The organism is Psychrobacter sp. DAB_AL32B, assembly GCF_002224105.1.
Classification (GTDB): Bacteria; Pseudomonadota; Gammaproteobacteria; order Pseudomonadales; family Moraxellaceae; genus Psychrobacter.
Genome location: NZ_NEXU01000046.1, coordinates 1 through 23,438 on the forward strand (window position 1 = coordinate 1; position 23,438 = coordinate 23,438).

At 41.8% G+C, this 23,438-nt stretch carries 21 protein-coding genes and 1 pseudogene; 14 read left to right on the top strand and 8 right to left on the bottom strand.

Going from position 1 to position 23,438, the window contains the following annotated elements:
• From CAN34_RS05055 to CAN34_RS05065, 3 genes and pseudogenes are all read left to right on the top strand, one after another.
• Positions 1–1,368: pseudogene (locus CAN34_RS05055) on the top strand (excinuclease ABC subunit A); the annotation flags it as partial.
• 85 nt (positions 1,369–1,453) lie between these two features.
• Positions 1,454–2,455 carry a virulence protein RhuM/Fic/DOC family protein gene (gene rhuM / locus CAN34_RS05060; RefSeq protein WP_089554717.1) on the top strand — a complete coding sequence of 334 codons (1,002 nt, stop codon included), beginning with the start codon at positions 1,454–1,456 and terminating at the stop codon, positions 2,453–2,455.
• Between the two features lie 31 nt (positions 2,456–2,486).
• Positions 2,487–3,125, top strand: a complete 639-nt coding sequence (locus tag CAN34_RS05065; protein ID WP_089554718.1) for a GDSL-type esterase/lipase family protein — start codon at positions 2,487–2,489, stop codon at positions 3,123–3,125.
• Positions 3,126–3,283: 158 nt separating this feature from the next.
• Here CAN34_RS05065 and CAN34_RS05070 read toward each other — a convergent pair whose 3' ends face one another.
• A complete protein-coding gene (locus CAN34_RS05070) occupies positions 3,284–4,366 on the bottom strand; it encodes a DUF2855 family protein (protein ID WP_089554719.1) in 1,083 nt (360 codons plus the stop codon).
• A 104-nt stretch (positions 4,367–4,470) separates the two neighbouring features.
• Here CAN34_RS05070 and CAN34_RS05075 point away from each other — a divergent pair, with 104 nt between their 5' ends.
• Both CAN34_RS05075 and CAN34_RS05080 read left to right on the top strand, forming a co-directional pair.
• Complete coding sequence (locus tag CAN34_RS05075; protein ID WP_089554720.1) at positions 4,471–5,214, top strand: zinc-dependent peptidase; 744 nt, start codon at positions 4,471–4,473, stop codon at positions 5,212–5,214.
• Positions 5,215–5,272: 58 nt separating this feature from the next.
• Positions 5,273–5,725: a hypothetical protein gene (locus CAN34_RS05080; protein ID WP_089554721.1), complete on the top strand. Its 453-nt coding sequence runs from the start codon at positions 5,273–5,275 to the stop codon at positions 5,723–5,725.
• A 156-nt stretch (positions 5,726–5,881) separates the two neighbouring features.
• On the opposite strand, the gene CAN34_RS05085 is transcribed toward CAN34_RS05080, so the two are convergent.
• A complete protein-coding gene (locus CAN34_RS05085) occupies positions 5,882–6,547 on the bottom strand; it encodes a hypothetical protein (protein ID WP_089554722.1) in 666 nt (221 codons plus the stop codon).
• Positions 6,548–6,712: 165 nt separating this feature from the next.
• Between CAN34_RS05085 and CAN34_RS05090 the strand changes: the two genes are divergently transcribed.
• Complete coding sequence (locus tag CAN34_RS05090; protein WP_089554723.1) at positions 6,713–7,198, top strand: hypothetical protein; 486 nt, start codon at positions 6,713–6,715, stop codon at positions 7,196–7,198.
• Between the two features lie 442 nt (positions 7,199–7,640).
• Here the strand turns inward: CAN34_RS05090 and CAN34_RS05095 are convergent, their stop codons facing one another.
• The 3 genes from CAN34_RS05095 to CAN34_RS05105 form a co-directional block, all read right to left on the bottom strand.
• The gene (locus tag CAN34_RS05095; RefSeq protein ID WP_089554724.1) at positions 7,641–8,066 is read right to left on the bottom strand and encodes a hypothetical protein; all 426 of its coding nucleotides are present in this window, start codon (positions 8,064–8,066) and stop codon (positions 7,641–7,643) included.
• A gap of 423 nt (positions 8,067–8,489) precedes the next feature.
• Positions 8,490–8,963, bottom strand: coding sequence for a hypothetical protein (locus CAN34_RS05100; RefSeq protein ID WP_089554725.1), 474 nt, complete (start codon positions 8,961–8,963; stop codon positions 8,490–8,492).
• A 204-nt stretch (positions 8,964–9,167) separates the two neighbouring features.
• Positions 9,168–10,061 carry a hypothetical protein gene (locus CAN34_RS05105; RefSeq protein ID WP_089554726.1) on the bottom strand — a complete coding sequence of 298 codons (894 nt, stop codon included), beginning with the start codon at positions 10,059–10,061 and terminating at the stop codon, positions 9,168–9,170.
• A gap of 228 nt (positions 10,062–10,289) precedes the next feature.
• Here CAN34_RS05105 and CAN34_RS05110 point away from each other — a divergent pair, with 228 nt between their 5' ends.
• From CAN34_RS05110 to acnD, 6 genes are all read left to right on the top strand, one after another.
• Complete coding sequence (locus CAN34_RS05110; protein WP_089554727.1) at positions 10,290–11,336, top strand: LysR family transcriptional regulator; 1,047 nt, start codon at positions 10,290–10,292, stop codon at positions 11,334–11,336.
• Positions 11,337–11,742: 406 nt separating this feature from the next.
• Positions 11,743–12,930: an NRAMP family divalent metal transporter gene (locus CAN34_RS05115; RefSeq protein WP_227516777.1), complete on the top strand. Its 1,188-nt coding sequence runs from the start codon at positions 11,743–11,745 to the stop codon at positions 12,928–12,930.
• A 389-nt stretch (positions 12,931–13,319) separates the two neighbouring features.
• Positions 13,320–14,210, top strand: coding sequence for a methylisocitrate lyase (prpB, locus tag CAN34_RS05120; RefSeq protein ID WP_079691762.1), 891 nt, complete (start codon positions 13,320–13,322; stop codon positions 14,208–14,210).
• 77 nt (positions 14,211–14,287) lie between these two features.
• Positions 14,288–15,415: a 2-methylcitrate synthase gene (gene prpC / locus CAN34_RS05125; RefSeq protein ID WP_089554728.1), complete on the top strand. Its 1,128-nt coding sequence runs from the start codon at positions 14,288–14,290 to the stop codon at positions 15,413–15,415.
• A gap of 149 nt (positions 15,416–15,564) precedes the next feature.
• Entirely contained in the window at positions 15,565–16,143 is a 579-nt protein-coding gene (locus CAN34_RS05130) for a hypothetical protein (RefSeq protein ID WP_089554729.1), read from the top strand.
• Positions 16,144–16,244: 101 nt separating this feature from the next.
• Positions 16,245–18,902 carry a Fe/S-dependent 2-methylisocitrate dehydratase AcnD gene (gene acnD / locus CAN34_RS05135; RefSeq protein ID WP_089554730.1) on the top strand — a complete coding sequence of 886 codons (2,658 nt, stop codon included), beginning with the start codon at positions 16,245–16,247 and terminating at the stop codon, positions 18,900–18,902.
• A gap of 115 nt (positions 18,903–19,017) precedes the next feature.
• On the opposite strand, the gene CAN34_RS05140 is transcribed toward acnD, so the two are convergent.
• Together CAN34_RS05140 and CAN34_RS05145 are read right to left on the bottom strand one after the other, a co-directional pair.
• Positions 19,018–19,308 (bottom strand): type II toxin-antitoxin system RelE/ParE family toxin, encoded by a 291-nt coding sequence (locus CAN34_RS05140; protein WP_089554731.1) that lies wholly within the window; start codon positions 19,306–19,308, stop codon positions 19,018–19,020.
• Positions 19,309–19,325: 17 nt separating this feature from the next.
• The gene (locus tag CAN34_RS05145; protein ID WP_089554732.1) at positions 19,326–19,547 is read right to left on the bottom strand and encodes a hypothetical protein; all 222 of its coding nucleotides are present in this window, start codon (positions 19,545–19,547) and stop codon (positions 19,326–19,328) included.
• A gap of 94 nt (positions 19,548–19,641) precedes the next feature.
• Between CAN34_RS05145 and prpF the strand changes: the two genes are divergently transcribed.
• Entirely contained in the window at positions 19,642–20,913 is a 1,272-nt protein-coding gene (gene prpF / locus CAN34_RS05150) for a 2-methylaconitate cis-trans isomerase PrpF (RefSeq protein WP_089554733.1), read from the top strand.
• Here the strand turns inward: prpF and CAN34_RS05155 are convergent.
• A complete protein-coding gene (locus tag CAN34_RS05155; RefSeq protein WP_089554734.1) occupies positions 20,910–21,374 on the bottom strand; it encodes a DMT family transporter in 465 nt (154 codons plus the stop codon). The two genes, prpF and CAN34_RS05155, sit on opposite strands and share 4 nt — an antisense overlap.
• 116 nt (positions 21,375–21,490) lie before the next feature.
• Between CAN34_RS05155 and CAN34_RS05160 the strand changes: the two genes are divergently transcribed.
• Positions 21,491–23,344: an ABC transporter ATP-binding protein gene (locus CAN34_RS05160; RefSeq protein WP_089554735.1), complete on the top strand. Its 1,854-nt coding sequence runs from the start codon at positions 21,491–21,493 to the stop codon at positions 23,342–23,344.
• Positions 23,345–23,438: the final 94 nt, after the last annotated feature.

A 23,438-nucleotide genomic window follows, 5' to 3' on the forward strand; every position in this document is an offset into this window, starting at 1 on the left:
GCAACGCGATTGGGTTGGTAGCTCGTTGTGTTGGTTTATGTGTAGGAGGAGCCGTCTGCAGGGCTGCATCCTGCCGATACTCAAGCATTGCTGGGCGCGTTAGATGAACTAATAGCGGCGGGCAACTCGGTATTTGTTGTCGAGCATGATGTGAGTGTGATTAGGCATGCGGATTGGGTGGTAGATGTCGGTCCAAAGGCTGGCACGCATGGTGGCGAGATTGTTTATAGTGGGCCGGTAGAGGGCTTACGTGACGTTGCTGAGTCGCATACCGGTCAGTATCTTTTTAACGATACGACCATGGTTAAAGAAAAATCAGAACTCAGACAACCAACGGCTTGGCTTAAGCTTGAGAATGTCGAACGAAACAATGTCAAAGGGTTAGACGTTGAGTTTCCATTAGGCGTGATGACCAGTGTGACTGGGGTTTCCGGCTCAGGTAAATCAAGTTTGGTCAGTCAAGCTTTGGTCGAGCTAGTAAATGAGCAGTTGGGACAAAAAGTCATCAATGAGGCGCCAACGGATGAAGTGGGTTTATTGGAACAAGAGTTTGACACAGTAACAGGTGGCGAAATTGTTGCTGGCATGGACAAGGTCAGTCGCCTGATTAATATTAATCAAAAAGCCATTGGCCGTACACCACGCTCAAACCTTGCAACTTATACAGGTCTGTTCGATGATGTTCGTAAATTATTTGCGTCAACTAAACAAGCAAAAGCGCATGGCTATGATGCTGGTCGCTTTTCATTTAACACGGTAAAGGGACGTTGCCCAAACTGTGAGGGATTAGGGTTTGTCAGTGTTGAGCTGTTATTTTTACCCAGTGTCTATGCACCGTGTCAAGTTTGTCATGGTCAACGCTATGATGATGACACGCTCGCCATCCATTATCGAGATAAAAACATCGCTGAAGTACTGAATTTAACGGTTGAGATGGCTTATGAATTCTTTGTGGACGAGGCGTCAATCTTGCGCTCCTTAGACGCTTTATTGCAAGTTGGTCTAGGCTATTTACGTCTTGGTCAACCCGCTACTGAGCTATCAGGCGGTGAAGCGCAGCGCATTAAACTTGCGACCGAACTTCAGCGTATCCAGCGAGGCGATACCCTTTATATATTGGACGAGCCTACCACCGGACTACATCCTGCTGATGTCTCCATGCTGATGACACAATTAAATGGACTTGTTGACGCTGGTAATACGGTTATTATGGTCGAGCACGATATGCAAGTGGCCAGTAATAGCGATTGGATTATTGATATCGGGCCAGGGGCTGGCGAGGAGGGTGGACTGATTGTTGCACAAGGTACGCCTAATAATGTCGCAAAATCAAAGATTAGTCGAACGGCACCATTTCTATTGGTGTAGGGTTATTTGCTAAAGTATCATAATGGTTGGTAAGTGATAGACTTAATAGAAACATCACATTGTCATATAGATAAAGGACGCCCAAATGAAAGTTACTGGGAACTCTGGAAATGCTGAAAATTTAAAAATAGAGATCTATCAAAGTGCCGATGGTCAAGCACAAGTAGATGTACGTTTTGAACAAGAGACGGTCTGGCTGTCTCAAGCACAAATGACTGAAATATTTGGTCGCGACCAGTCTGTAATTTCACGTCATATTGCGAATGCCATAAACGATGAAGAAGTGTCTGAAAAAAGCAATATGCAAAAAATGCATATTGCAAATTCTGATCGACCCGTCGTCTTATATGACTTAGATGTGGTCATTTCAGTGGGTTACCGCATCAAGTCAGCTCAAGGCGTGCAGTTTAGACGCTGGGCAACTCAGCGCTTACGTGAATATTTGGTGCAAGGTTATACGCTCAATCAAGAGCGCTTTGATAAAAACTCTGCTGAATTACAACAAGCCTTAAACTTAATCAAAAAAACCGCGCAAAGCCCTGAGCTAAAAACTGACGAAGGGCGCGGCTTGATTGAGATTATCAGTCGTTATACGCAAACCTTTTTATGGTTACAACGTTATGACGAAGGATTGTTAGATGACCCAGCGGGGCAGGACGGTGGCGTATTATCCAGTCCGACTGAAGCTATGGCGGCATTGAATGATTTAAAATCACAGCTTATGACAAGGGGCGAGGCGACGGAACTGTTTGCCAAGCCTCGTGGTGACGGTTTGGCTAGTGTGCTCGGCAATTTAGAGCAAACCGTCTTTGGCGAGCCTGCTTATCCGACTATCGAGAGTAAAGCGGCACATTTATTATACTTTATGGTAAAAAACCACCCCTTTACGGATGGCAATAAACGCAGCGGTGCTTTTTTGTTTGTAGATTTTTTACATCGTAATGGTCGATTGCTCAATGACCAAGGCGACATGGTCATTAATAATACCGGCCTTGCAGCATTAACCTTATTGGTAGCTGAGTCTGATCCCAACCAAAAAGAGACCTTGATTAAACTTATCATGAACATGCTGTCATTAGATGTTTAACGATAAAGGCTCAGCTATATAGGCTTAAACAATGATATTTAGCAAAAATAGACTTAGCTTGTATTCTTTAGTCCTAGCCGTTACGGTTGCGACGACCGGTTGTAGTGATGAGCCAAACCAAAACGTCTTGCCAGCGGACAGTAAAGTAGTGGCACTAGGTGATTCGCTTACTTATGGTTATGGGGCAAACCCTGATACCGCTTATCCGGCTGTATTAGCTGAAATGACGCGATGGAGTATTGCCAATGAGGGTGTCAATGGTAATACCTCAGCTGATGTGCTGGCACGAACTGATCAAGTAGTTAGTCAAAACCCTGATTTGGTATTGCTAGGGGTAGGTGGTAACGACGTGTTACGTCGAGTTCAGCCTGAAACGACTCGTGCTAATATCACCGCGACTATTAATAAGCTTAAATCAGCAGATATTCCTGTCGTACTTATCGCGCAACCACACTTTAGCGCGAGCTCGATTTTTGGTAAAGCTAGTGACAATCCTATTTATAAAGACATCGCCAAGAGTGAAGATGTACCGCTTTATGCGAGTGGCTGGTCAAAGGTGTTGTCTGATGAAAATCTTAAATCTGACCAAATTCATGCGAACAGCGCAGGCTATCGAAATTTTGCTGAAGGGTTGTATGGCTATCTACAGGAAGAGGGTGTGGTGAGATGATGAAAGCTCTATGCAATACTCTCAACAAAAATATTAACCAAGCTCTTATAAAGGTGTTATTGATAAGTAAAAAATAGAGAACCTGTTAGCCAAGCTCTCTATTCTCTCCATTATTGTTGATCGTTACTGCTTTAACTCATTAAGTTAGAGCTACATCACTACATTACTACCACCAAACCTTCATCTGGGCCAATCTTGCCATCACATATATCTTGGTAAACATCTTCTAGGCTATTGAGACCATCCAGCTCTTTAATCTTAAGCCAAGGAACAGTTTTTGCCGCGCTTTTCATTATATAGCTCATAGAGCGTTTGTTAAATTCATCAAAGCCCCATTCCTTCATGCGCTGCTGCATATGGCTGGGTGCAAAAAATTGATGGCTACGTTCTTTAATAATGCCATCGGCGCCTCGTGGCTCATCCCAGTGGGTTAAGCCCACATTGCTGGTGTAGCGCATGTTATCACCTAAATGCATATGCAGTTGACTGAGTAAGTCAGCATTGGCCGACATATCTACAATGACAGTCGGCTTGCTTGCATCAATCTGCTCCAAGTTGTCATAGCTTAAAGCGCTATCATAGGAACCAATTGAATTGACAAAATCCAGATGGTGATCTGATGTGAGACCAATGACATGAGGTGCGTCTTTATCATCAGCTAAACCATAGGCCAAGCCCGTACTGGTCTTACTAGAAGCACTGATAATCACCACTTGTTCAGCACCAAACCAATCATTACTCTTTAGTAGATCATATAAACAAAAGGACGCCATATGTAATGGAAACAACAGCATGCGTTGATTGTCATTGGCGCGATCATAACCGGGTTCATGCTTTACTCGTTGATACATATTATAGGTAGGGGGCAGCTGTGCACGATGAGCACTGCCGTCCGTCAAGCTCGCTGGTGTCACCCTCATCGGCTTTATCACCAACTCATTGGCTGGCGGGAAATAGCCAAACAGCCGTTCGCCGACTCGCAGCTCGGTATTATTTGATTCAATCACATCAGCAAAACCCCATACTGGAATAATGCCCCATTTTTTGGCATCTTCACCATGTGGCGGGAAAAATTGCCAATATTGTAATTGCTCGCCCATTGCTGCATAGGTAATGTTGTTGGCGGTAAAAGCGAAGCGGTCGACCTTAACTAAGACTTCGCCATCGTTAACCGTATTGATTGGTGCTTGTATTAAACGACTTTGAGTTATATCTTCTTTATTAGTTTGAAATTCTTGCATCGTTATCTCCTCAAAATTTGGCTATTAGAAAGATAAATTAGCAAAGTTAATGATAGTGCTGTGTAATATGATGTTATGGTTAAATGATATTAAAGGGAGATAAAATGTTCAACATAATAAAGGACTGGCGCGAGCAGCGTGTATTGGACAATAGTGAATTTACCAATAGTGATTGGATGCAAGCTGCCGAACGTATTGTGATACTTGATAGGCTGAACAAGGGCGAGATGAGTCGTTTGTTCGAACTGGCGACGTTGTTTTTACATGATAAAACGATTACGGGTGCGCAAGGCTTTGAAATCACAAACGCTGTAAGGCAGTCGATTGCCTTGCAAGCTTGTTTACCTATCTTAAACTTAAGCCTTGAATGGTACGCTGGCTGGTCATCAATTATTATCTATCCTGGTTCTTACACTAGCGAAAGCACGACCGTAGATGAGTTCGGTATCGTCCATGAGGGTCACCAACATCGTAGCGGAGAAGCTTGGCTGCGCGGACCTGTTATTTTGTCATGGAAAGATGCCAAGCATTCAGGCGAGCGTGATGGTCACAATGTCGTCATCCATGAGTTTGTCCATAAGCTTGATATGCTTAACGGTAGCGCCAACGGTTTTCCGCCGCTACAACCCGATATGGACCCTAATAGATGGACTGAGATTATGACGCGGGATTTCGAAGATTTTCAAACCCATCGTAAATCAGGACTGGATCGCTATGGTACTACCAATCCGGCTGAGTTTTTTGCGGTACTCAGTGAAGTGTTTTTTGAGACACCGCAAAAGCTGGTCGATGCTTATCCTGATATTTACGACATTATGGTTAAGTTTTTCCGTCAAACGCCGATATGAATAAAAAGTATTTTTGTATAATTTATTAGAAAAAACCAATTATAAGAATATAACTATCATGAAAAAATCGCTTATCTTAATTTGTACTTTGTTATGCATGCATACAGCACAAGCACGCGTTCCCTCTGAAATTCAAACTCAAAAAGATTCTATCAATGCACCCTTACAATATCCTAAAGAGTTGCAAGAATTAGGACTCTATATCGATTCAACCCTAGATGCTGTGAAAAATATCTCTGATAAGGAAGACTTTTGTTCGAATCAGACAGTTTTTGCCTTTAATATTATGGAAATGAGACAAAACGGGGTGGATTATAGTGATATTTATCATTTAATGAATATAAGTAATAAAGCAGATTTAACGACAAAAGGAATGGCTAAATTAGATAGTTATAGGGGTGTTTTTGAAGAAGCATATGATTATCCCATATATAACAGCAAAGAGGATAAGGGGACTGCCACCACCTTTTACATGACTTATAAAAACCATCAATGTTTACTTAGTTTATAAGTCATCTTAACCACTAAATTCTAAATTTTTTAATAGCTTAAAATTTTAAACATGAAGTAATAAAAAAGGGCAGTGCATCACAAACGATGTACCGCCCTTTTTTTTAATAAATAACACCTATTAAATCATGTATTTAATTTATATTTTTGCTTACAGCTATACTGTCCATCGGTCATTAATGATACCTACTAGATAGCGCTTACCTTGATACTCATCAAAAACCAAACGCATACCACGCCAGTCTATACCATCGTATTCGTCAGAGCCCTTATAATAAAAATCAACCACATCTGCTTTTGGATAAGCTTCATTGACGTTGTTAATCATATTACCTCTAGATTCAAAGGTATTGACCGTTATACGAGCGCTATTGTATTTTTTACCATCAATCCAAGTATCTAAATACTCTGGCAACGGCACTATCAATGCCTCGCCAACACCATCCAATTCGCCCCAAGTAAATCGAACTTTTGATTGATTTAAATATTGAGCGAATTGCTCGCGGCTAAAGACTTTATCTTTGTCTAAATGTACATAAGCATACATTGAGAATCGTACGCCACGGGTTGGGTGAATATCGTCTGTGATTCTAGCAAAGTCATTATTAGCGAGTGCACGTTGGATACGCAGTGCTTGTTGCTTGAGGGTTTGTTGGCTTATATCAGAGCCGACAGGCACTGATGAGCTGCCAGTTGATTGATTAGGAGTGTTTGCACTGGATTCAGCAGTATATTGACAGCCAGTGGCGGCTAAGGCAAACATCAAAACGCCGCCAGTCGCTAATTTAAAAGAATGCGCTTTAAATGCAGATAGCATGGTCATAGGATATCCTCATCACAGTAGTTAGCACCACAAACAGTGCTTAGTATCAAAAACAGCAACGACAATCATCTAAACCTGAATGATACGATAATACAGCAGAGTCATGATATGGGTATGATGTAATAGCTCATAACGCTTATATGATGAAATACTGTAGAAAAAACGATGCCAATACCTAAATTACTGATACTGCTAGCAATGGGAGTAATCGCTATCAGCAACGCCACAGCGGATGTCACAGAGCCGCCTCAGACACATGCGGCTATGAAGGTTGCAACCATAACCAAAATGTACGAACAAGACATCAATAATCAAGGAATGGATAATCCGGTGGTATTGCAGCAATATGCCAATCCAGATCTACAAGCCGCCATGAAGCTCGAGCAAGATTATTTCGATAAAGAGCAAATCTCCTGTCATATTGGTTATGACGTACTGTGGAATTCACAAGATCCAGATTACGAGCAAGAAAAGGAGTTTTCAATCACCGAACAAGGATTGGTCAAGATCAGTTTGGCGCAAGGTAGCAATGTTTATTATGATTTGTCCTGTGATTGTATGAATAAAGAAATAAAATGCCAAGTGGCAGATGTAATAATGGATGAGGATGGCGCATCTTTACGAGAGTATTTATTAGAGACATGTCGTTAGCCGACGATAATTATTATTCTCATAGATATTCAAATAATAATTTGAATATTAATAAGTCCTAGATTAAAAAATTACTGAAAAATAAATCAGACTTATTATGAATGATGTATGAATCATTAGAGATATAATTATTGAGGAACTCACTTCTAAGACCGTTGGTTTGTTTTCGCATAATGTATATTATGTTAAATGAAGTCTATAGAGAGATAATAATATGATAGATAATGGCGCCCAATAACTATGCTTGTCTGTTAATCACCTCAATGACTTGTTAATAGTATTTTGCTATTGTATTTTTATACCTTAGCTACTTTATTTTAATAAATGATCAACGTGCCAGCCCTGCGCTATAGCCATTCATTATCATAACAAAGCAAAAAAGTGAGCAGCCTAATATAGAACTACTCACCTTTAGATATTCTTTATTGTTTTTCTGGTTTTATTAGCTGGCAAGTTGAAGCTTGTTTACGCTGTTCATAAGTGCGCTAAGCTTTTGCTCAAGCTTACTTTTTTCTGACTTATTTTTAGCAACCGCTTTAGTACTATCATCTGCCAACTGCTTGTTACCTTCTGCCACTGCCTGCTTTAATGCTAGCTTCTCACGCATAATAGCGACTCTCAAAGGCTCAATCTTATTGATAATGTAATTAATAGATTTATGCAGGTCTGATTTTCTATAGCGCTCTTTAACCTTAGACGATTTATATAAGACACTATTTTTATCATTTTTTGCGCTAGCGAGCTTTTCTATATACTCAACAGCTATCCTATCTGCATAGTCATCTTGAACACCAATCTCTAAAACCTCCTCTTCTAAAATGATGCCCAAACTTTCTAATTCGTTGTTTTTGATGGTATTTCCTGACATTGTAAACATTCCTTTGTATATATTGGGATTGCGGATGTATTAAGTGATTGATGTATTAATTGGTTATAGAGACGCTACTATCATCAATTACTTTTGATAATAGGTCGTAGTAATAGTAATAACTGTGATTGTAATTGGCATGTGGATTCGTTGTTTACATACCCTTAGCGGTTACTGTGACAACCATGCCGATTAGTTCGTAATAAATATGACTCACGCATACTTGGTTAGCCAAAAATCACGGCTCATCTTAACCTAAGAGTACAACTGTACACAATAGATATTTAACCCTTTTAATATAAAGGGTATAAATTACGCCCTACAGATACTTTAGACAAAAAAATAGGCTCACAAATAATTGTGAACCTATTTTGAATATGCCTTGTACTACTAGTTACGGCTCTAGATTGCTCATTTGGATTATTAATCCCCTTCACGGTATAAAATCTTTTTAGCTTCTACTCTAAAACTCTCATCACTGAGGGCTGCGTTCATTCTCACAGCCTGAGAGTTTAGATTTTCTCGTTGTATTTCTATAGAGCGTATTTTACTTTCTTCTGAATCGCGGAATACCATGTTCTGCGCTTCTTGTCTAAAGTCACTTTCACTCATAGCGGATCTAATTTTCACGGCATTAACTGCTGTGTCATCCTGTGTTTCCAAGCGCTTGGCGTTAGTTGCTACTGTCTTCTCGATTTGAGCGTTAGCCGTACCATCATTAACAACGGACACAGTGTTATTGATCATTGCTACTTGAGAGTTCATTGAGAAAAAATAATCGAATATAAACACGCTTGCCAAAAATAAGGCACAAAAAATACTGAGCACGCTGAGGAACTTTACGTTATTCAGCGACCTACCCTTCGATGATTTCACGCTTTCAGTTGCTGAGGTCATAGTTCAATACCGAATCAATATATGTTAACAACGGCGTATAACCGCCTTCTTTATATGATGATACGAATCTTTTGAGGCTATGCAACCGTTTTTGGTATGAGCGATAGAATTGACAGATAAACGGTAGCAAAGCACCGTTTTATCGTTGCTTATTGCTGCTAAAGATTAAAAAAACTTGTCTATATGCTACCTATACATTCAGCACTAATCGTTAGTCTCACGATATAAGGTGTTTTGTGATTCTTCTCTAAAATCATCGTATGTGATGGTAGGCTCAGTATTCACGTCGCTAACGGTGGCTTCTGTAACTGGCTTTTTTGTGTCATCTACAGTATTAGCAGCATTTTTGTTAGCATCGTTTGCTACCGCTGTTTGAGGTTCTGACGTTGATGTATTGGCAACAGTGGAATCAGATGATTTACTTCCATCTATCGCAGCCCCTTGTTGAGTGCTGGTAACAGGCGTAGTATTTGCTGATCCTGCAGGAGCGGTTGCAGTCGACAAGACACCGGTAAAGATAAGTGTGAATACAATAGCCGCAATCAATAACGAACCAAAAATCATCCCAATTAAGAGTGGCTTCTTACTACTTGCCAGCTTACCTTTTGATTTTACGGTTTTTTTGTTTACAGGCTCTTCAATTGCTGATTCTGTGGTTAGGTGCTCAGAATCAGTGCTGTCAGCTATATAAACAGTCTTCTGAATTGAAAGCTTGTCACTGTCGGTTTTTATTACGTGATTTGCAGCTACCTCATCTTCTGCATCAGACAAATCCAAGCTGACTGCCGTGTTTGTAGAGCTGTGTTGATCTTGAATGGCAAATAACTCAAGTTCTGCTGCACTCAAAGGCTCATATGAGGACAATTTATTGGCATTTTTTAAAGGTTTTAATGCAGACGGCTTAGCAGGTTTGTCCGCTATGCTCCCTTTAAGACTGTCATCATCGTCGGCACTGTCAATGATGTCGGCGCTTTCAACACGCGTGATAAAACGCTCATAAATATTATCTTTACGATTGCGCCTTTGTGGCTTAGTATTAGCAATTTTAGCTAAATTTGCCTCTAAATCAGCGTTATGGTTATTTTTTTTGTCGCTCATGAAGTAATACCAAACCAGTTTATGCCACGAAAAGCAGATGACTGCTAGAATTAAGGGTAAAGGCTTTTTGTTTGCTAAAGTGTAACACTATCGTTAACAAACAATATAGTGGGTCGCCTCTTTAGCTTCAAGCATAATTTTATGCTCGAGCCTATTATTTGTATAAAATAGCCAAAACATCATCCTAAGTAAGCGTCCATGACATTATAGATAAATGAGCATAAAAATATGGATTTAAAACAGCTCAATGCTTTTATCGCTGTTGCTGAGCTAAGAAGTTTTAGTGCAGCAACAGCCAAAACTGGATTGTCACAGCCTAGCTTGAGTCGATTGCTCAAACAGCTCGAGACAGAGATGGGCGTGATGTTGGTCGACCGTTATCATAGACCGCTACATCTGACAGAAGCTGGTACGTTCTTTTACGATAAAATTAGCACCATACTGACAGAGATGGATACTGTCATCAGTATGACCCAGCGGCTATCGACGCCCAGTAGTGTGTTAAATATTGGCTTTGTGCCATCCATACTGTATGGGTTGCTACCCGAAATCATCGCAATGCTCAAGCAGTCCAATCCTGATATTGAGGTCAACCTAAAAGACATCAGCTCCTATCAGCAAATGGATGCGCTCAAATCTGGTGACATTGATATTGGTTTTGGGCGCTTTGCCCATCAAGATCCATGGATACAGCAAATACTATTGCGTCATGAGCGTTATGTCGTGGCATTACCCAAGTCGCATCCGTTAGCCAATGTACGTGAGCAACGCTTGATAGACTTAGCAAATAACCGCTTGATCTTATATCACCAAACCCACCTGCCTATCTCGACAACGACAACGACAACGCCTATCGCTAACAAGACTATCGCTAACAAGACTATTGATAATAAGCCTATTAATAACAATAAGCCTAGCAGGCTACGCAACCAGCCGCTATCGACTGAGCCTGTCACCGAGCCTTTACTGTATTTATTTGCACAATATGGCATCTCTCCTTTTATGACCACGACAGTCAGCGATTTACAAGTGGCGCTAGGCTTGGTTGCTGCTGGTGAAGGCATTACCTTAGTACCTGCCAGCCTAAAAACGGTGCGTACAGAGCAAATCAGCTATCAGCGTCTCATTCATGAAAACGTGACCTCCCCTATTTATCTGCACACACTCAAAGATTTTGTTCATCCCCAGATTCCTGAATTACTGAGTGCCATTTATCAAGTATATGAGCAGCGTGGTATTACGTACCGTCGGCAAAAATTTGTGTCACAGCTTTAAATTATCAGATATTGGATGAGTATTATGTTATAAAGAACCCGCAAAAAATACTCAATCCTAACTCTTGATATTAATAGTTGATTATGCTAACTATCAAGAATGGGCATGCAAACTAATAGTAATAATAATTAGAATAATCATTCTCCTGAATAGCATCGGTGTGCTAAAGTCGATACAAGATGAATCGTTTTATACTTAGCATTATTAGCATTAAAAAATAGGCGTTGTATAAAACATTCTCTAACGATCATTGGCAAGCTGACACAGGTAAGTGATAATTTGCCGTTTAAACCATTTCGAGGTATTCATGACCACACAACCACTCAATAACCCAAGTACCACTGACGATACCGTTGCTCCGCAGCAAGAAGGCTTTAGCTGGCGAATTTTTGGTCCCGGGATTTTAATGGCAACCGCTGCTATTGGCGGCTCGCATCTAATCTCGTCGACGCAAGCTGGCGCGTTATATGGCTGGCAGTTAGCCATCATGATTATATTAGCGAACGTTTTTAAGTATCCGTTTTTCCGCTTTGGTACCGATTACGTCTATGATACGGGTGAGAGCCTAATCGCAGGCTATGCTAAACGCTCTAAAGCCTATCTATGGATTTACTTCATCCTCTCCATCTTATCAGCAGTGATTAGTACTGGTGCAGTATCTCTAATTGCCGCCGTGATTTTAGGCTTTATGCTGCCCGCCTCTATTGGACTGTCAACCATTACACTGGCATTGATAGTGACTGGGATATGTTGGGTGTTTTTAATAGCCGGTCATTATAAGCTGCTCGACGGGGTGACCAAGTGGATTATGATTGCGCTGACTACGGCGACCGTTGCTGCGGTCATCATTGCTGCTGGTAAGCCGACGGTCATGGCAGTAGACTTTGTCGCAGCTTCTCCTTGGAACTTAGCGACCTTAGGTTTCATCGTAGCACTGATGGGCTGGATGCCAGCGCCACTTGAGTTTGCAGCCATTACTTCTATGTGGACATCCGCAAAAAGAAAGGCGGACAATACAACCAAGCGTCAAGGTTTACTGGACTTTAACGTTGGTTACTCAATCTCCGCTATTTTGGCATTATTTTTCTTAGCACTGGGTGTCTTCGTCCAATACGGCTCAGGCCAAGAAATCCAAATTGCTGGCGGTGCTTATATTGATCAGCTCATTAGCATGTATACCAACACTATCGGTGAGTGGTCAAGATTGCTGGTCGCTTTCGTCGCCTTTATGTGTATGTTTGGTACTACCATTACTTGTGCTGATGGCTACGGGCGTGCCAATGCTGAATGCTGGCGCTTACTCAAAGGTGAAGATGAAATCAACAAAAAGCAGATCGCCTTTTGGACGACTTATGCAATCGGTGGCGGATTGGTGATTATTAGTTTCTTTGCGGGGCAGTTAGGCGCTATGCTGAAGTTTGCCATGGTATCAGCGTTCGTTTCAGCGCCTATCTTTGGCTGGTTAAACTACTCGTTAGTGAAAAGCCATCAAAAACTTTCTGCAGGCATGAATGCTTTATCAATTGCAGGCTTAATATTCTTAGGCGGCTTTGCATTGTTATTCTTAGCCAGTCTTGCTGGTATCATTGGTTAAAAACAATCATGCATTAGATTATTAGACTTATATATCAATAGCATATATAGAATAAAAGCCCTGATAGCTAAGCTATCAGGGCTTTTTTATGGATAACTTTAACCTTCTAACCAAGGGTTTTGTAACTAAATGTAAATATTTAACTGATAATGACTTGGTTGCTTATGTGATATGAATACTAATCTTAGTAAACCTCTAAATAATGGATAGTACTATTCATTTAATAGATTAATTTAACTTATATTAAATATCATTTAAATAATATTAACTAATTGCATCAAAACACCGCTTTGCAGACATGGATAATTGGGTATAATCAAGCACAACGATCTAATCAAGCATAACATTTGTGACATCGATAAGATTACCCTCTACGTAAGGATTACGATATGACCCCATCAGCTGGCGCTCGCTTTCGCAGTGCAATGAAACAAAAAAACGATAACAACCAACCACTACAGATTGCTGGCGCGATTAACGCTTACACCGCGATGATGGCAACCCAAGTTGGTCACCAAGCGTTATATCTCTCTGGTGCTGGCGTGGCAAATGCCTCATTTGGCTTACCAGATTTAGGTATGACCAGCCTTGATAATGTCTTAGAAGATGCGCGCCGCATTACTGATGCGGTTGATACACCATTATTGGTTGATATCGACACTGGCTTTGGTGGTGCATTTAATATCGCTCAAACCATTAGAAAAATGGAAAAAGCCGGTGTGGCAGCGGTACATATCGAAGACCAAGTCGCACAAAAGCGCTGTGGTCACCGTCCTAATAAAGAAATCGTTAGCATTTCAGAGATGGTTGATCGTCTAAAAGCCGCCCTTGATGCCAAAACTGATAAAGACTTTGTGATCATGGCGCGTACTGATGCCCTGTCTGTCGAAGGTCTTGATGCCGCTGTTGAACGCGCGGTTGCCTTTCAAGAAGCTGGTGCCGATATGATATTTGCTGAAGCATTGACCGATATTGAGATGTACCGCAAGTTTACGGATGTGCTCGATATTCCAGTACTCGCAAACATGACTGAGTTCGGTCAAACTGACCTTTACACCACCGAGCAGTTACATGGCGTTGGCGTTGATATGGTGCTTTATCCGTTATCTGCCTTCCGTGCGATGAACAAAGCCGCATTAAACGTCTATCAGCATCTATTAGATGATGGTACGCAAGAAAAAGTCGTCGATACCATGCAGACACGTATGGAACTCTATGATTTCTTAAATTACCATGAGTTTGAGCAGACTTTAGATAAGCTGTTTGCTAATAATAAGTAAAATATCACTAATCACTATCTCAGTTAGCTTTTAATGATTAACCGTTACCATCACGCTACCAACAAAAGGAATTTATCATGGCAGCACAAAAAGAACTTTCAGGCGCAGGTCTACGTGGTCAAGTCGCTGGCAAGACCGCTCTATCTACCGTTGGCAAATCAGGCTCAGGTCTGACTTACCGTGGTTATGACGTATCAGAGCTTGCGGACAAATGCATCTTTGAAGAAGTGGCTTATATGTTGCTATACGGCAATTTGCCTACCCAAAGTGAGCTCGACGCGTATCAAACCAAATTAAAAGGATTACGTGGTTTACCGCAGCCGCTAAAAGAAGTGCTTGAACGCATCCCAGCGGAAGCGCATCCAATGGACGTATTGCGTACTGGTTGCTCTATGCTAGGCAACCTTGAGACCGAAATGAGTTTTGATGAAGAAAATGACCAAGCAGACCGTATGCTGGCAGTATTCCCATCAATCATTAACTATTGGTATCGCTTCACCCATGACAATGTGCGTATCGAAACCGAGACTGATGATGAGACCATTGGTGGTCACTTCTTGCATCTGCTAAAAGGCGAAAAGCCAAACGAGCTACATACCAAGGTTATGAACGTATCTCTTATTCTTTATGCTGAGCATGAGTTTAACGCCTCAACCTTTACTGCGCGTGTTTGTGCTTCTACGCTATCTGACATCCATTCTTGTATTACTGGTGCGATTGGCTCACTACGTGGTCACTTGCATGGCGGTGCTAATGAAGCCGCAATGGATATGATTGAAGGTTTCAGTTCACCGGACGAAGCGGAAAAAGAGATGATGGCGATGCTGGCTCGTAAAGACAAAATTATGGGCTTTGGTCATGCCATCTATAGCGAATCTGATCCACGTAACGTGGTTATTAAAGGCTGGGCTGAGAAGCTGGCGGCTGACGTTGGTGACGAAGTGCTATACCCCGTATCAGTACGCTGTGAAGAAGTCATGTGGCGTGAGAAGAAACTTTTCTGTAATGCTGATTTCTTCCATGCCTCTGCCTATCACTTTATGGGTATTCCAACCAAGCTGTTTACGCCAATCTTTGTATGCTCACGCTTAACAGGTTGGGCTGCTCACGTATTCGAGCAACGTGCTAACAACCGTATCATTCGTCCAAGTGCCGAATATACTGGTGAAGAGTTGCGCCCAGTACCAGAGATGAGTGCGCGTTAATATATCAAGTTTCATACTTGCTTGAATAAGCAAATTTGTAGGGTGTGCTTTGCGCACTGATTGTTGGATATAACCTATTCACTGGTGCGAACAGCACACCCTACACCTACTAAAAAACCTCATTAAATGACTGTCATTAAAGGGCTGTTATGCTGAATATAAAAAATCTATCGTTTGTGCTGCTTAGTGCGGGATTCCTATCAATATCTCTAGGCTCAACTCACGCCAGCGCTGCTACAGATGTCACACCGTTATTTAGTGTTTATGAAGAAGCCTGTGGTTATGTGGACAGCGCCAAATCAAATAACGCTGCTAAAACCTATAACACATTCAAAAACAGTTTTATTGCCCATAAAGAATCAACCACCAACGGTACTTATAACGGCACCATATTTTCTTTAAAAAAGAACTATGTTATCCCAGCACCTTATAAAAACGCTATTGCCTCAATTACGATGAAAAAAGGTGATACATATAGCAGTGATAGCGTCACTTATACCGTCAAATTCAAAGACGCTACTTATAGAAAAAAACCGATATCGCATCTTGAGATTTATTTAGTACCTAACTCAGACGTATTCTACGATGCTCTATATCTCAAAACATCGACGCAAGGTTTAAAGCCGTACTTTAAATACGAGCAGTTTGATGGCGAACAATTTGGTGCGCACTTAGACTCCGCCAAAAAACTTATTTTATGCGACGGCATTGTCGGCAGTTATAAATAATGACGCCGTATTAAATCTTAAAAATATCAAATATAACAATACCTTGAAGTAACACTGCTATACAAAAATCATTCCAACCAGCTAACCGCCAAAGGTGACTTATGGACAACGCTCTAGTACAGCCGATGAATGAACAATTCAAAAAACCACTTCCTGATACCGACTTATATTACTTTGATACTCGTGAAGCAATTGAGAATATTGAAGCTGGCGCGTATGACAAGCTACCGTTCTGCTCAAAAGTATTGTGTGAAAACTTAGTTCGTCGTTGTCCACCTGAAGACTTAACGGCTGCGCTCAAGCAGCATATCGAAGGCAAACAAGATTTAGATTTTCCTTGGTACCCTGCCCGTGTCGTGTGTCATGATATCTTAGGTCAAACAGCGTTTGTTGACTTAGCTGGTCTGCGTGATGCCATTGCTGAACAAGGTGGTGATCCTTCAAAAGTAAACCCTATCGTGCCAACCCAATTAATTGTTGACCACTCACTGGCTGTTGAACATGCCGGCTTTGAAGAAAACGCTTTTGAGAAAAACCGCGCCATTGAAGAGCGCCGTAACGATGACCGTTTCCACTTTATCAACTGGTGTCAGTATGCCTTTGATAACGTCAACGTCGTACCGCCTGGTAACGGCATCATGCACCAGATTAACCTTGAGAAGATGTCTCCGGTCGTACAAGTAGCTCAGAATAAAGACGGCTATAAAGTTGCCTTTGCTGATACGCTAGTCGGTACAGATAGCCATACGCCTATGGTTGATGCATTAGGCGTTATCTCAATCGGTGTTGGCGGTTTGGAAGCTGAAAGCGTGATGCTAGGCAATCCATCATATATGCGCCTGCCAGATTACGTTGGGGTGAAATTAACTGGTAAATTACAAAAAGGCATTACTGGTACTGATTTAGTCCTCGCTATGACAGAATTCTTACGTAATGCTGGTGTGGTTTCTACCTATATTGAATTCTTCGGTGACGGTGCACGCCAGCTAAGCGTTGGTGATCGTGCTTCTATCTCGAATATGACCCCTGAATATGGCGCGACGGCAGCGATGTTCTATATCGACGAGCAAACCATCGACTATTTACGCTTGACTGGTCGTAGTGAAGCCCAAATCAAACTGGTTGAGCAGTATGCCAAGCAAACAGGTTTATGGGCTGATGGCATGGAAAATGCGGTTTATGACCGTGTCCTTGAATTTGACTTGTCTGCGGTAGTACGTAACATGGCCGGTCCTTCACGTCCCCATGCTCGCGTATCAACCACGGACTTGGTTGCCAAAGGCATTGCTCACGGTGAGGGTGATAAATTACCAGAACCAAAAGATGGCTTAATGCCAGATGGCGCGGTTATCATTGCCGCTATTACCAGTTGTACCAACACTTCTAACCCGCGCAACATGGTTGCTGCTGGCTTGGTTGCGCGTAATGCCAATGAGAAAGGCTTATTACGTAAGCCTTGGGTAAAATCATCATTAGCACCAGGCTCTAAAACGGTAAAAATGTATTTAGAGGAAGCAGGCTTGATGTCTGAGCTACAAGAAATCGGCTTTGATGTAGTTGGCTTTGCTTGTACCACTTGTAATGGCATGAGTGGCGCGCTTGACCCTGATATCGAAAAAGAAATCATTGATAATGATTTATTCACCACCGCAGTGCTATCCGGTAACCGTAACTTTGATGGTCGTATCCATCCTTATGCCAAGCAAGCCTTCTTGGCCTCACCACCATTGGTCATCGCTTATGCCATCGCCGGTAATATCCGCTTTGATATTGAAAAAGATTCATTAGGCAAAGACACGGATGGCAATGACGTTTACCTAAAAGACATCTGGTTTGATGATGAAGAAGTTGACGCTATCGTTGCCAAAGCCGTGAAGCCTGAGCAGTTTAATGCGGTTTATATCCCGATGTTTGATGAAGCCAAAAAAGATACCGGAAAAGCACTAAGCCCACTTTATAACTGGCGTGATCAGACTACTTATATTCGCCGTCCGCCTTATTGGGAAGGTAAAATGGCCGCGATGAATAAGCTGACCGGCATGCGTCCGTTAGCTGTGTTAGGCGACAATATCACCACTGACCATTTGTCACCATCAAATGCCATCTTGGGTGACTCAGCGGCTGGCGAGTATCTAGATACTATGGGTTTACCAAGCGAGGACTATAATTCATACGCCACCCATCGCGGTGATCACTTAACCGCTCAGCGTGCAACCTTTGCTAATCCTAAACTATTAAATGAGATGGTACGTGACGAGAAAGGTGAAGTCATACAAGGTTCATTAGCTAGAGTCGAGCCAGAAGGTCAGGTCATGCGCATGTGGGAAGCGATTGAAACCTATATGAACCGTGAGCAACCATTGATCATCATCGCCGGTGATGGCTATGGTCAAGGCTCAAGCCGTGACTGGGCTGCTAAAGGTGTGCGCTTGGCTGGCGTGGAAGTTGTCGTCGCAGAAGATTTCGAACGTATCCACCGTCAAAACTTGGTTGGTATGGGTGCTCTACCTTTACAGTTTGAAAAAGGTGTCACGCGCAACATCCTTAACATCGACGGTACCGAAGTATTCGACGTTACCGGTGAAGTCTCTGCTGGAGGTATGATGACGCTTGTGATTAACCGTGCTGACGGTAGCAAAACTGAAGTACCAATCATCTGCCGCTTAGATACGGCTGATGAGGTCAAAATGTATAACGCAGGCGGTATGCTACAGCGCTTTGCCAAAGAGTTTATCGATGGCACGCTAGATATTGTGTAATCGTCATGAATTTTGAGTAACTAAAGAGCCGATGTTGTATAGAGTGTCTATATGGTATCGGTTTTTTTAATGTTTAGAGGTGACAAATAATGAAACTAGCGCTTTAGAACGATTATTAAAGTATTAATTTAACATCACGATAAAAGTTCTCATGCGTGCCAATCATTAATAAGGTGAGGACAAGCTGACCATCATCAATTTGATAGGCCAATAAGGTTAGCTGCTTTAGCATCTTAAACTTATAGATACGTACAGAGGATAAATCACCTACTTTCTGTATGCCTAAATTAGGGTTATCCATTAAGGTACGTACAGCAGCATCTAGATCGGCTTTCTGATTTTTATGTAATTTTTTAACGGCTTTTTTAAAGCTATGTGATTGAACAACACTTAAAGATTGAGTCATCATTTATCCAAAAAAAATTATCCGAATTCGTAAGGCTCGACCATGCCAGCATCCACTTCTGCTTGTGCAATTAATATTTGGCGAACAAATTCATAGGATAAATCAGGATTGTCTTCCATAATTTGGCCGATAGTCGCCCAATGTTCTATTTGCTTTGGCGGGGTACGATGTTGTGCTTTTGAGATCGCATAGGCTTTATCAACCAGTTCTTTATTAAGACGTATGCTTGCAGTAGACATAGGATTCTCCTTATTCAAGACTATTAACCTTTGTGGTATTTTACCACAGATCTAATGTATTAACGACTATCATTCTGATGAAAAAATAAAAGGAATAAAAAATGACCAAAACAAACCAATATTCGCCCCGCAAATATCAGTCCCCGCTACCTATATGCGTGGCGGCACGTCAAAAGGGACTTTCTTTAAATTATCTGATTTACCAGAGCGCTGCCAAGTCGCTGGCCAGTCACGTGATAGTTTTCTATTGCGTGTTATCGGTAGCCCTGATCCTTATGGCAAACAAATCGACGGCTTAGGTAATGGTAGCTCTAGCACTTCAAAGACGGTCATTTTATCGCCTGCCAATAACAGCCCTGAAAAAGCAGATCACGATGTCAATTACCTGTTTGGGCAAGTGAATATTGCCAAACCACTGATAGATTGGGCAGGTAACTGCGGTAATTTAACCGCGGCGGTTGGTGCTTGTGCGATTAATATGGGTCTGGTCACAGCTGATAAAATCGCTAATAGTGTCAGTCATAATACGGGCAGTGGTATCTGTGAAGTACGTATTTGGCAACAGAATATCGGTAAAACCATTATTGCTCATGTGCCTGTTTATTTAGATGAGCAAGGTAATGTACAAGTACAAGAAACCGGTGATTTTGAGTTAGACGGTGTGACCTTCCCAGCAGCCGAGGTCAAGATTGAGTTTATTGATCCGGTAGACTCATCAAGCGATATGTTCCCTACTGGAAATTTGGTCGATGATTTTGATGTGTCTGGTTGTGGTCTAAATGCCGATAGCGTCAAAGCAACCTTTATCAGTGCGGGTATCCCAACTATTTTTATCAATGCAGAAGACTTGGGCTTTAATGGGACTGAATTGCAAGGTGATATTAATAGTGACAGCGAACTACTTGCCAAGCTTGAGAATATCCGTGCCAAAGGTGGTGTCGCGATGGGACTCTTTAAAGATGAATCTGAGGCGCAAACCAGTCAGCATATTCCAAAAATTGCTTGGATAGCGCCTGCACAAAGCTATACCGCCTCTAGTGGTAAAGCTGTTGAAGTAGATGATATTGATCTCGTTGTACGTGCGATGAGTATGGGTCAATTGCATCATGCGATGATGGGTACAGCAGCAGTAGCGATTGCCGCCGCAGCAACGACTCAAGGAACATTGGTTAATCAGGCCGCAAGCGCAGGCCAATCCGAAAAACAGCTATCTGAGGTACGCTTTGGTCATCCATCAGGTACGTTATTGGTTGGCGGTAAAACGGAACAAGTCGATGGACGCTGGCAAGCTAAAAAAGTCTCGATGAGTCGTTCAGCTCGTCGTATCATGGTTGGTGAAGTTTTTGTACCAGCGGATGGTTTTTAACCGTTAACTCTCGTTTCACCATATATCATTAACATCCCGCCTATAGTGACTAAGGCTAAACCAGCGATTTTATAGATATCTATCGCTTTAACCTCTAAGCCAAACAAGCCAGTTTGGCTTAGAATCAGAGCAAAATACATTTGCCCAAGAAACACCCAAAGCAGTGTATTACCTGCGCCTATCTTTGGCGCGGCAATAAACATGAATAAGATATAAAAGCTGCCCAAAAATCCTGGTAACCACATCCACCACGTCGCATTTTCAATCATTGGTGGCTTGATACCACCACTCATCACATACGACAGCACTAAAGAAGCTAGTGCACCTCCTAAGTATAAATAAAAGGTAGATTGTATTTGAGAGGCTTGTGTACTTTCTCGAAAAGCATTGACGATAGCCAGTTGGAGCGGAACAATAGCACCACCTAAAAGGCTAATTAAGACGTAAGGAAGGATTTTCAAATGACTGCCCCAAAAAATAAATAGTGTATATCTGAATATCATCAATAATAAATTTTACGCTAATTAGGGCATAATAAGTTTAATCAATTAAATACTCAAACTGTTGAATCTAATACATGCCAACCACTTCTAATCTCAGAAAGTCTCCACTCGATAAAAAACCGCCGCTTAAAAAAACTGAGCGGCGGGCTTTGCTGTGGGACATTCTAAAAAAACTGGCGGTATTTGCCGCACCTTACAAAACCTTAATTATCGCCACGCTAATCTTAACGGTGCTGGGTTCCTTTACCGCACAGGTCAATGCCTTTGTACTGCGCTATGCTGTTGATACTTTGACCGAAATCGCTACCCTTGCCGAGCCTTGGGAAGCTGGTGTGCGCATGTTAACCATCATCAGTGCGGTGTTGCTGACTAAAGAAGTGTTATCAATATTCATCTCTTTTGGACAGCGCTTCTTTGGTGAGAAAATTCGTATCAATCTCTCCCGTGATTTATCACAAAAAATTATTGAGCGCATTCTGACCTACCGTATGGCGTTTTATACCAGTAGCGAAAACGACAGTGGTAAATTGCAAACCCGTATTGATTATGGCGTTAGTAGTCTCACCAGCTTAGTACAAAACTTCTTTATTGATATGCTGCCATTATTTGCCAGCGCCATTGTATCGCTGATCATTATGTTTTCGACCAACTTTTGGATTGGTCTAGTCGGCCTTATCATTGTTCCGATATATTTCTTTATCAGTCAAAAACAAGCGCGGCGTCTACAAGGCTTTCGTCGTCAAATGCGCGGCTTTAGAGAAGCAAAAAGCGGTCTTGTCATCTCCTTGATTAACTCTATCAGTGTCGTGAAATCCTTTGTCCGCGAACCTATCGAGGCTGAGAAGCACTTAACCATTCAAAAGGACATGACTGACAATCAGCTACGTATTCGTAGTATTGGCTTCATTTATGATGCGGTGAAAACCTTTATAGAGCAAATAGGCGTGGTGGCGATTATTTTACTGACCTCCTATTTTGTGCTAAAGGGTCAGATGACCATTGGTATGATTTTATTTCACGTCATGCTGTTTCAAAACGTCGCCGCCCCTATCCGCCAATTGCACCGCATTTATGACCAAATTAACAATGCCCTGACCTATGCAGAAGGCTTTTTTGAGATTTTAGAAGATGATGAACAAGTTGAAAACATCAAGGGTCTAAGTAGTAAAAATCTAAAAGGTCATATTGAGCTTAAAAATGTCGATTTTACCTATCCTAATGGTACTCAAGCGCTAAAAGATGTCAGCTTCACTATTAAACCCAATCGTATTACCGCACTGGTGGGTCTAAGCGGTGCTGGCAAGAGCACAATTATCAATTTATTGGTGAGATTTTACGAGCCAGACGCTGGCATGATATGCCTAGATGGGCATAATCTAGCCGACTATGATACCCATGAGCTACGTCAAAATATCGGCTTGGTGTTGCAAAGCAATCATATCTTTTCAGGCACTATTAGCGAAAATATCCGTTATGGCGACATGACGGCTAGCGATGAAGATATTGTTATTGCGGCAAAAAAAGCCTCTATTCATGAGCAGATCATGTCGTTATCAAAAGGCTATGAAAGCACAGCCAAATCCTTATCAGGCGGTCAACAGCAACGTATTGCGCTGGCAAGGATGTTTTTAAAAGATCCGCCTATTGTGTTTTTGGATGAACCAACGGCAAGCCTTGATGCGATTGCCAGCCAACAGGTGAAAAAGAGCCTAGATTTGATTAAAAAAGACCGCACGGTGATTATGGTCTCTCATAATATTGCCCAAATTATCGATGCCGATGACTTAGTGGTGATAGAAAACGGGCGTGTGGTCGAGACGGGTACTCACGAAGCGCTATATGAGAAGCGCGGCAAATACTTTGAAATATTCAGCGCCATGTCTGATAGTTTGAATTTGGATAAAATCAGTCAAACCTTAAATAGTTAATGTAGGGCGAAGTCGTTATAATACTCACTCTGTGATGCATTATATTTTTGATTACCCTATGCCAGCCCTTTAAATCGTTAGAAGCTATTTGACT

What these genes read in the sequence shown, in the direction of transcription:
- CAN34_RS05085 (WP_089554722.1), bottom strand. Translation starts at nt 6,547, where the DNA reads ATGACCATGCTATCTGCATTTAAAGCGCATTCTTTTAAATTAGCGACT.
- rhuM (WP_089554717.1), top strand. Translation starts at nt 1,454, where the DNA reads ATGAAAGTTACTGGGAACTCTGGAAATGCTGAAAATTTAAAAATAGAG.
- CAN34_RS05090 (WP_089554723.1), top strand. Translation starts at nt 6,713, where the DNA reads ATGCCAATACCTAAATTACTGATACTGCTAGCAATGGGAGTAATCGCT.
- prpC (WP_089554728.1), top strand. Translation starts at nt 14,288, where the DNA reads ATGGCAGCACAAAAAGAACTTTCAGGCGCAGGTCTACGTGGTCAAGTC.
- CAN34_RS05095 (WP_089554724.1), bottom strand. Translation starts at nt 8,066, where the DNA reads ATGTCAGGAAATACCATCAAAAACAACGAATTAGAAAGTTTGGGCATC.
- CAN34_RS05115 (WP_227516777.1), top strand. Translation starts at nt 11,743, where the DNA reads ATGGCAACCGCTGCTATTGGCGGCTCGCATCTAATCTCGTCGACGCAA.
- CAN34_RS05100 (WP_089554725.1), bottom strand. Translation starts at nt 8,963, where the DNA reads ATGACCTCAGCAACTGAAAGCGTGAAATCATCGAAGGGTAGGTCGCTG.
- CAN34_RS05065 (WP_089554718.1), top strand. Translation starts at nt 2,487, where the DNA reads ATGATATTTAGCAAAAATAGACTTAGCTTGTATTCTTTAGTCCTAGCC.
- CAN34_RS05080 (WP_089554721.1), top strand. Translation starts at nt 5,273, where the DNA reads ATGAAAAAATCGCTTATCTTAATTTGTACTTTGTTATGCATGCATACA.
- acnD (WP_089554730.1), top strand. Translation starts at nt 16,245, where the DNA reads ATGGACAACGCTCTAGTACAGCCGATGAATGAACAATTCAAAAAACCA.
- CAN34_RS05145 (WP_089554732.1), bottom strand. Translation starts at nt 19,547, where the DNA reads ATGTCTACTGCAAGCATACGTCTTAATAAAGAACTGGTTGATAAAGCC.
- CAN34_RS05105 (WP_089554726.1), bottom strand. Translation starts at nt 10,061, where the DNA reads ATGAGCGACAAAAAAAATAACCATAACGCTGATTTAGAGGCAAATTTA.
- prpB (WP_079691762.1), top strand. Translation starts at nt 13,320, where the DNA reads ATGACCCCATCAGCTGGCGCTCGCTTTCGCAGTGCAATGAAACAAAAA.
- CAN34_RS05160 (WP_089554735.1), top strand. Translation starts at nt 21,491, where the DNA reads ATGCCAACCACTTCTAATCTCAGAAAGTCTCCACTCGATAAAAAACCG.
- CAN34_RS05070 (WP_089554719.1), bottom strand. Translation starts at nt 4,366, where the DNA reads ATGCAAGAATTTCAAACTAATAAAGAAGATATAACTCAAAGTCGTTTA.
- CAN34_RS05140 (WP_089554731.1), bottom strand. Translation starts at nt 19,308, where the DNA reads ATGACTCAATCTTTAAGTGTTGTTCAATCACATAGCTTTAAAAAAGCC.
- CAN34_RS05075 (WP_089554720.1), top strand. Translation starts at nt 4,471, where the DNA reads ATGTTCAACATAATAAAGGACTGGCGCGAGCAGCGTGTATTGGACAAT.
- CAN34_RS05130 (WP_089554729.1), top strand. Translation starts at nt 15,565, where the DNA reads ATGCTGAATATAAAAAATCTATCGTTTGTGCTGCTTAGTGCGGGATTC.
- CAN34_RS05110 (WP_089554727.1), top strand. Translation starts at nt 10,290, where the DNA reads ATGGATTTAAAACAGCTCAATGCTTTTATCGCTGTTGCTGAGCTAAGA.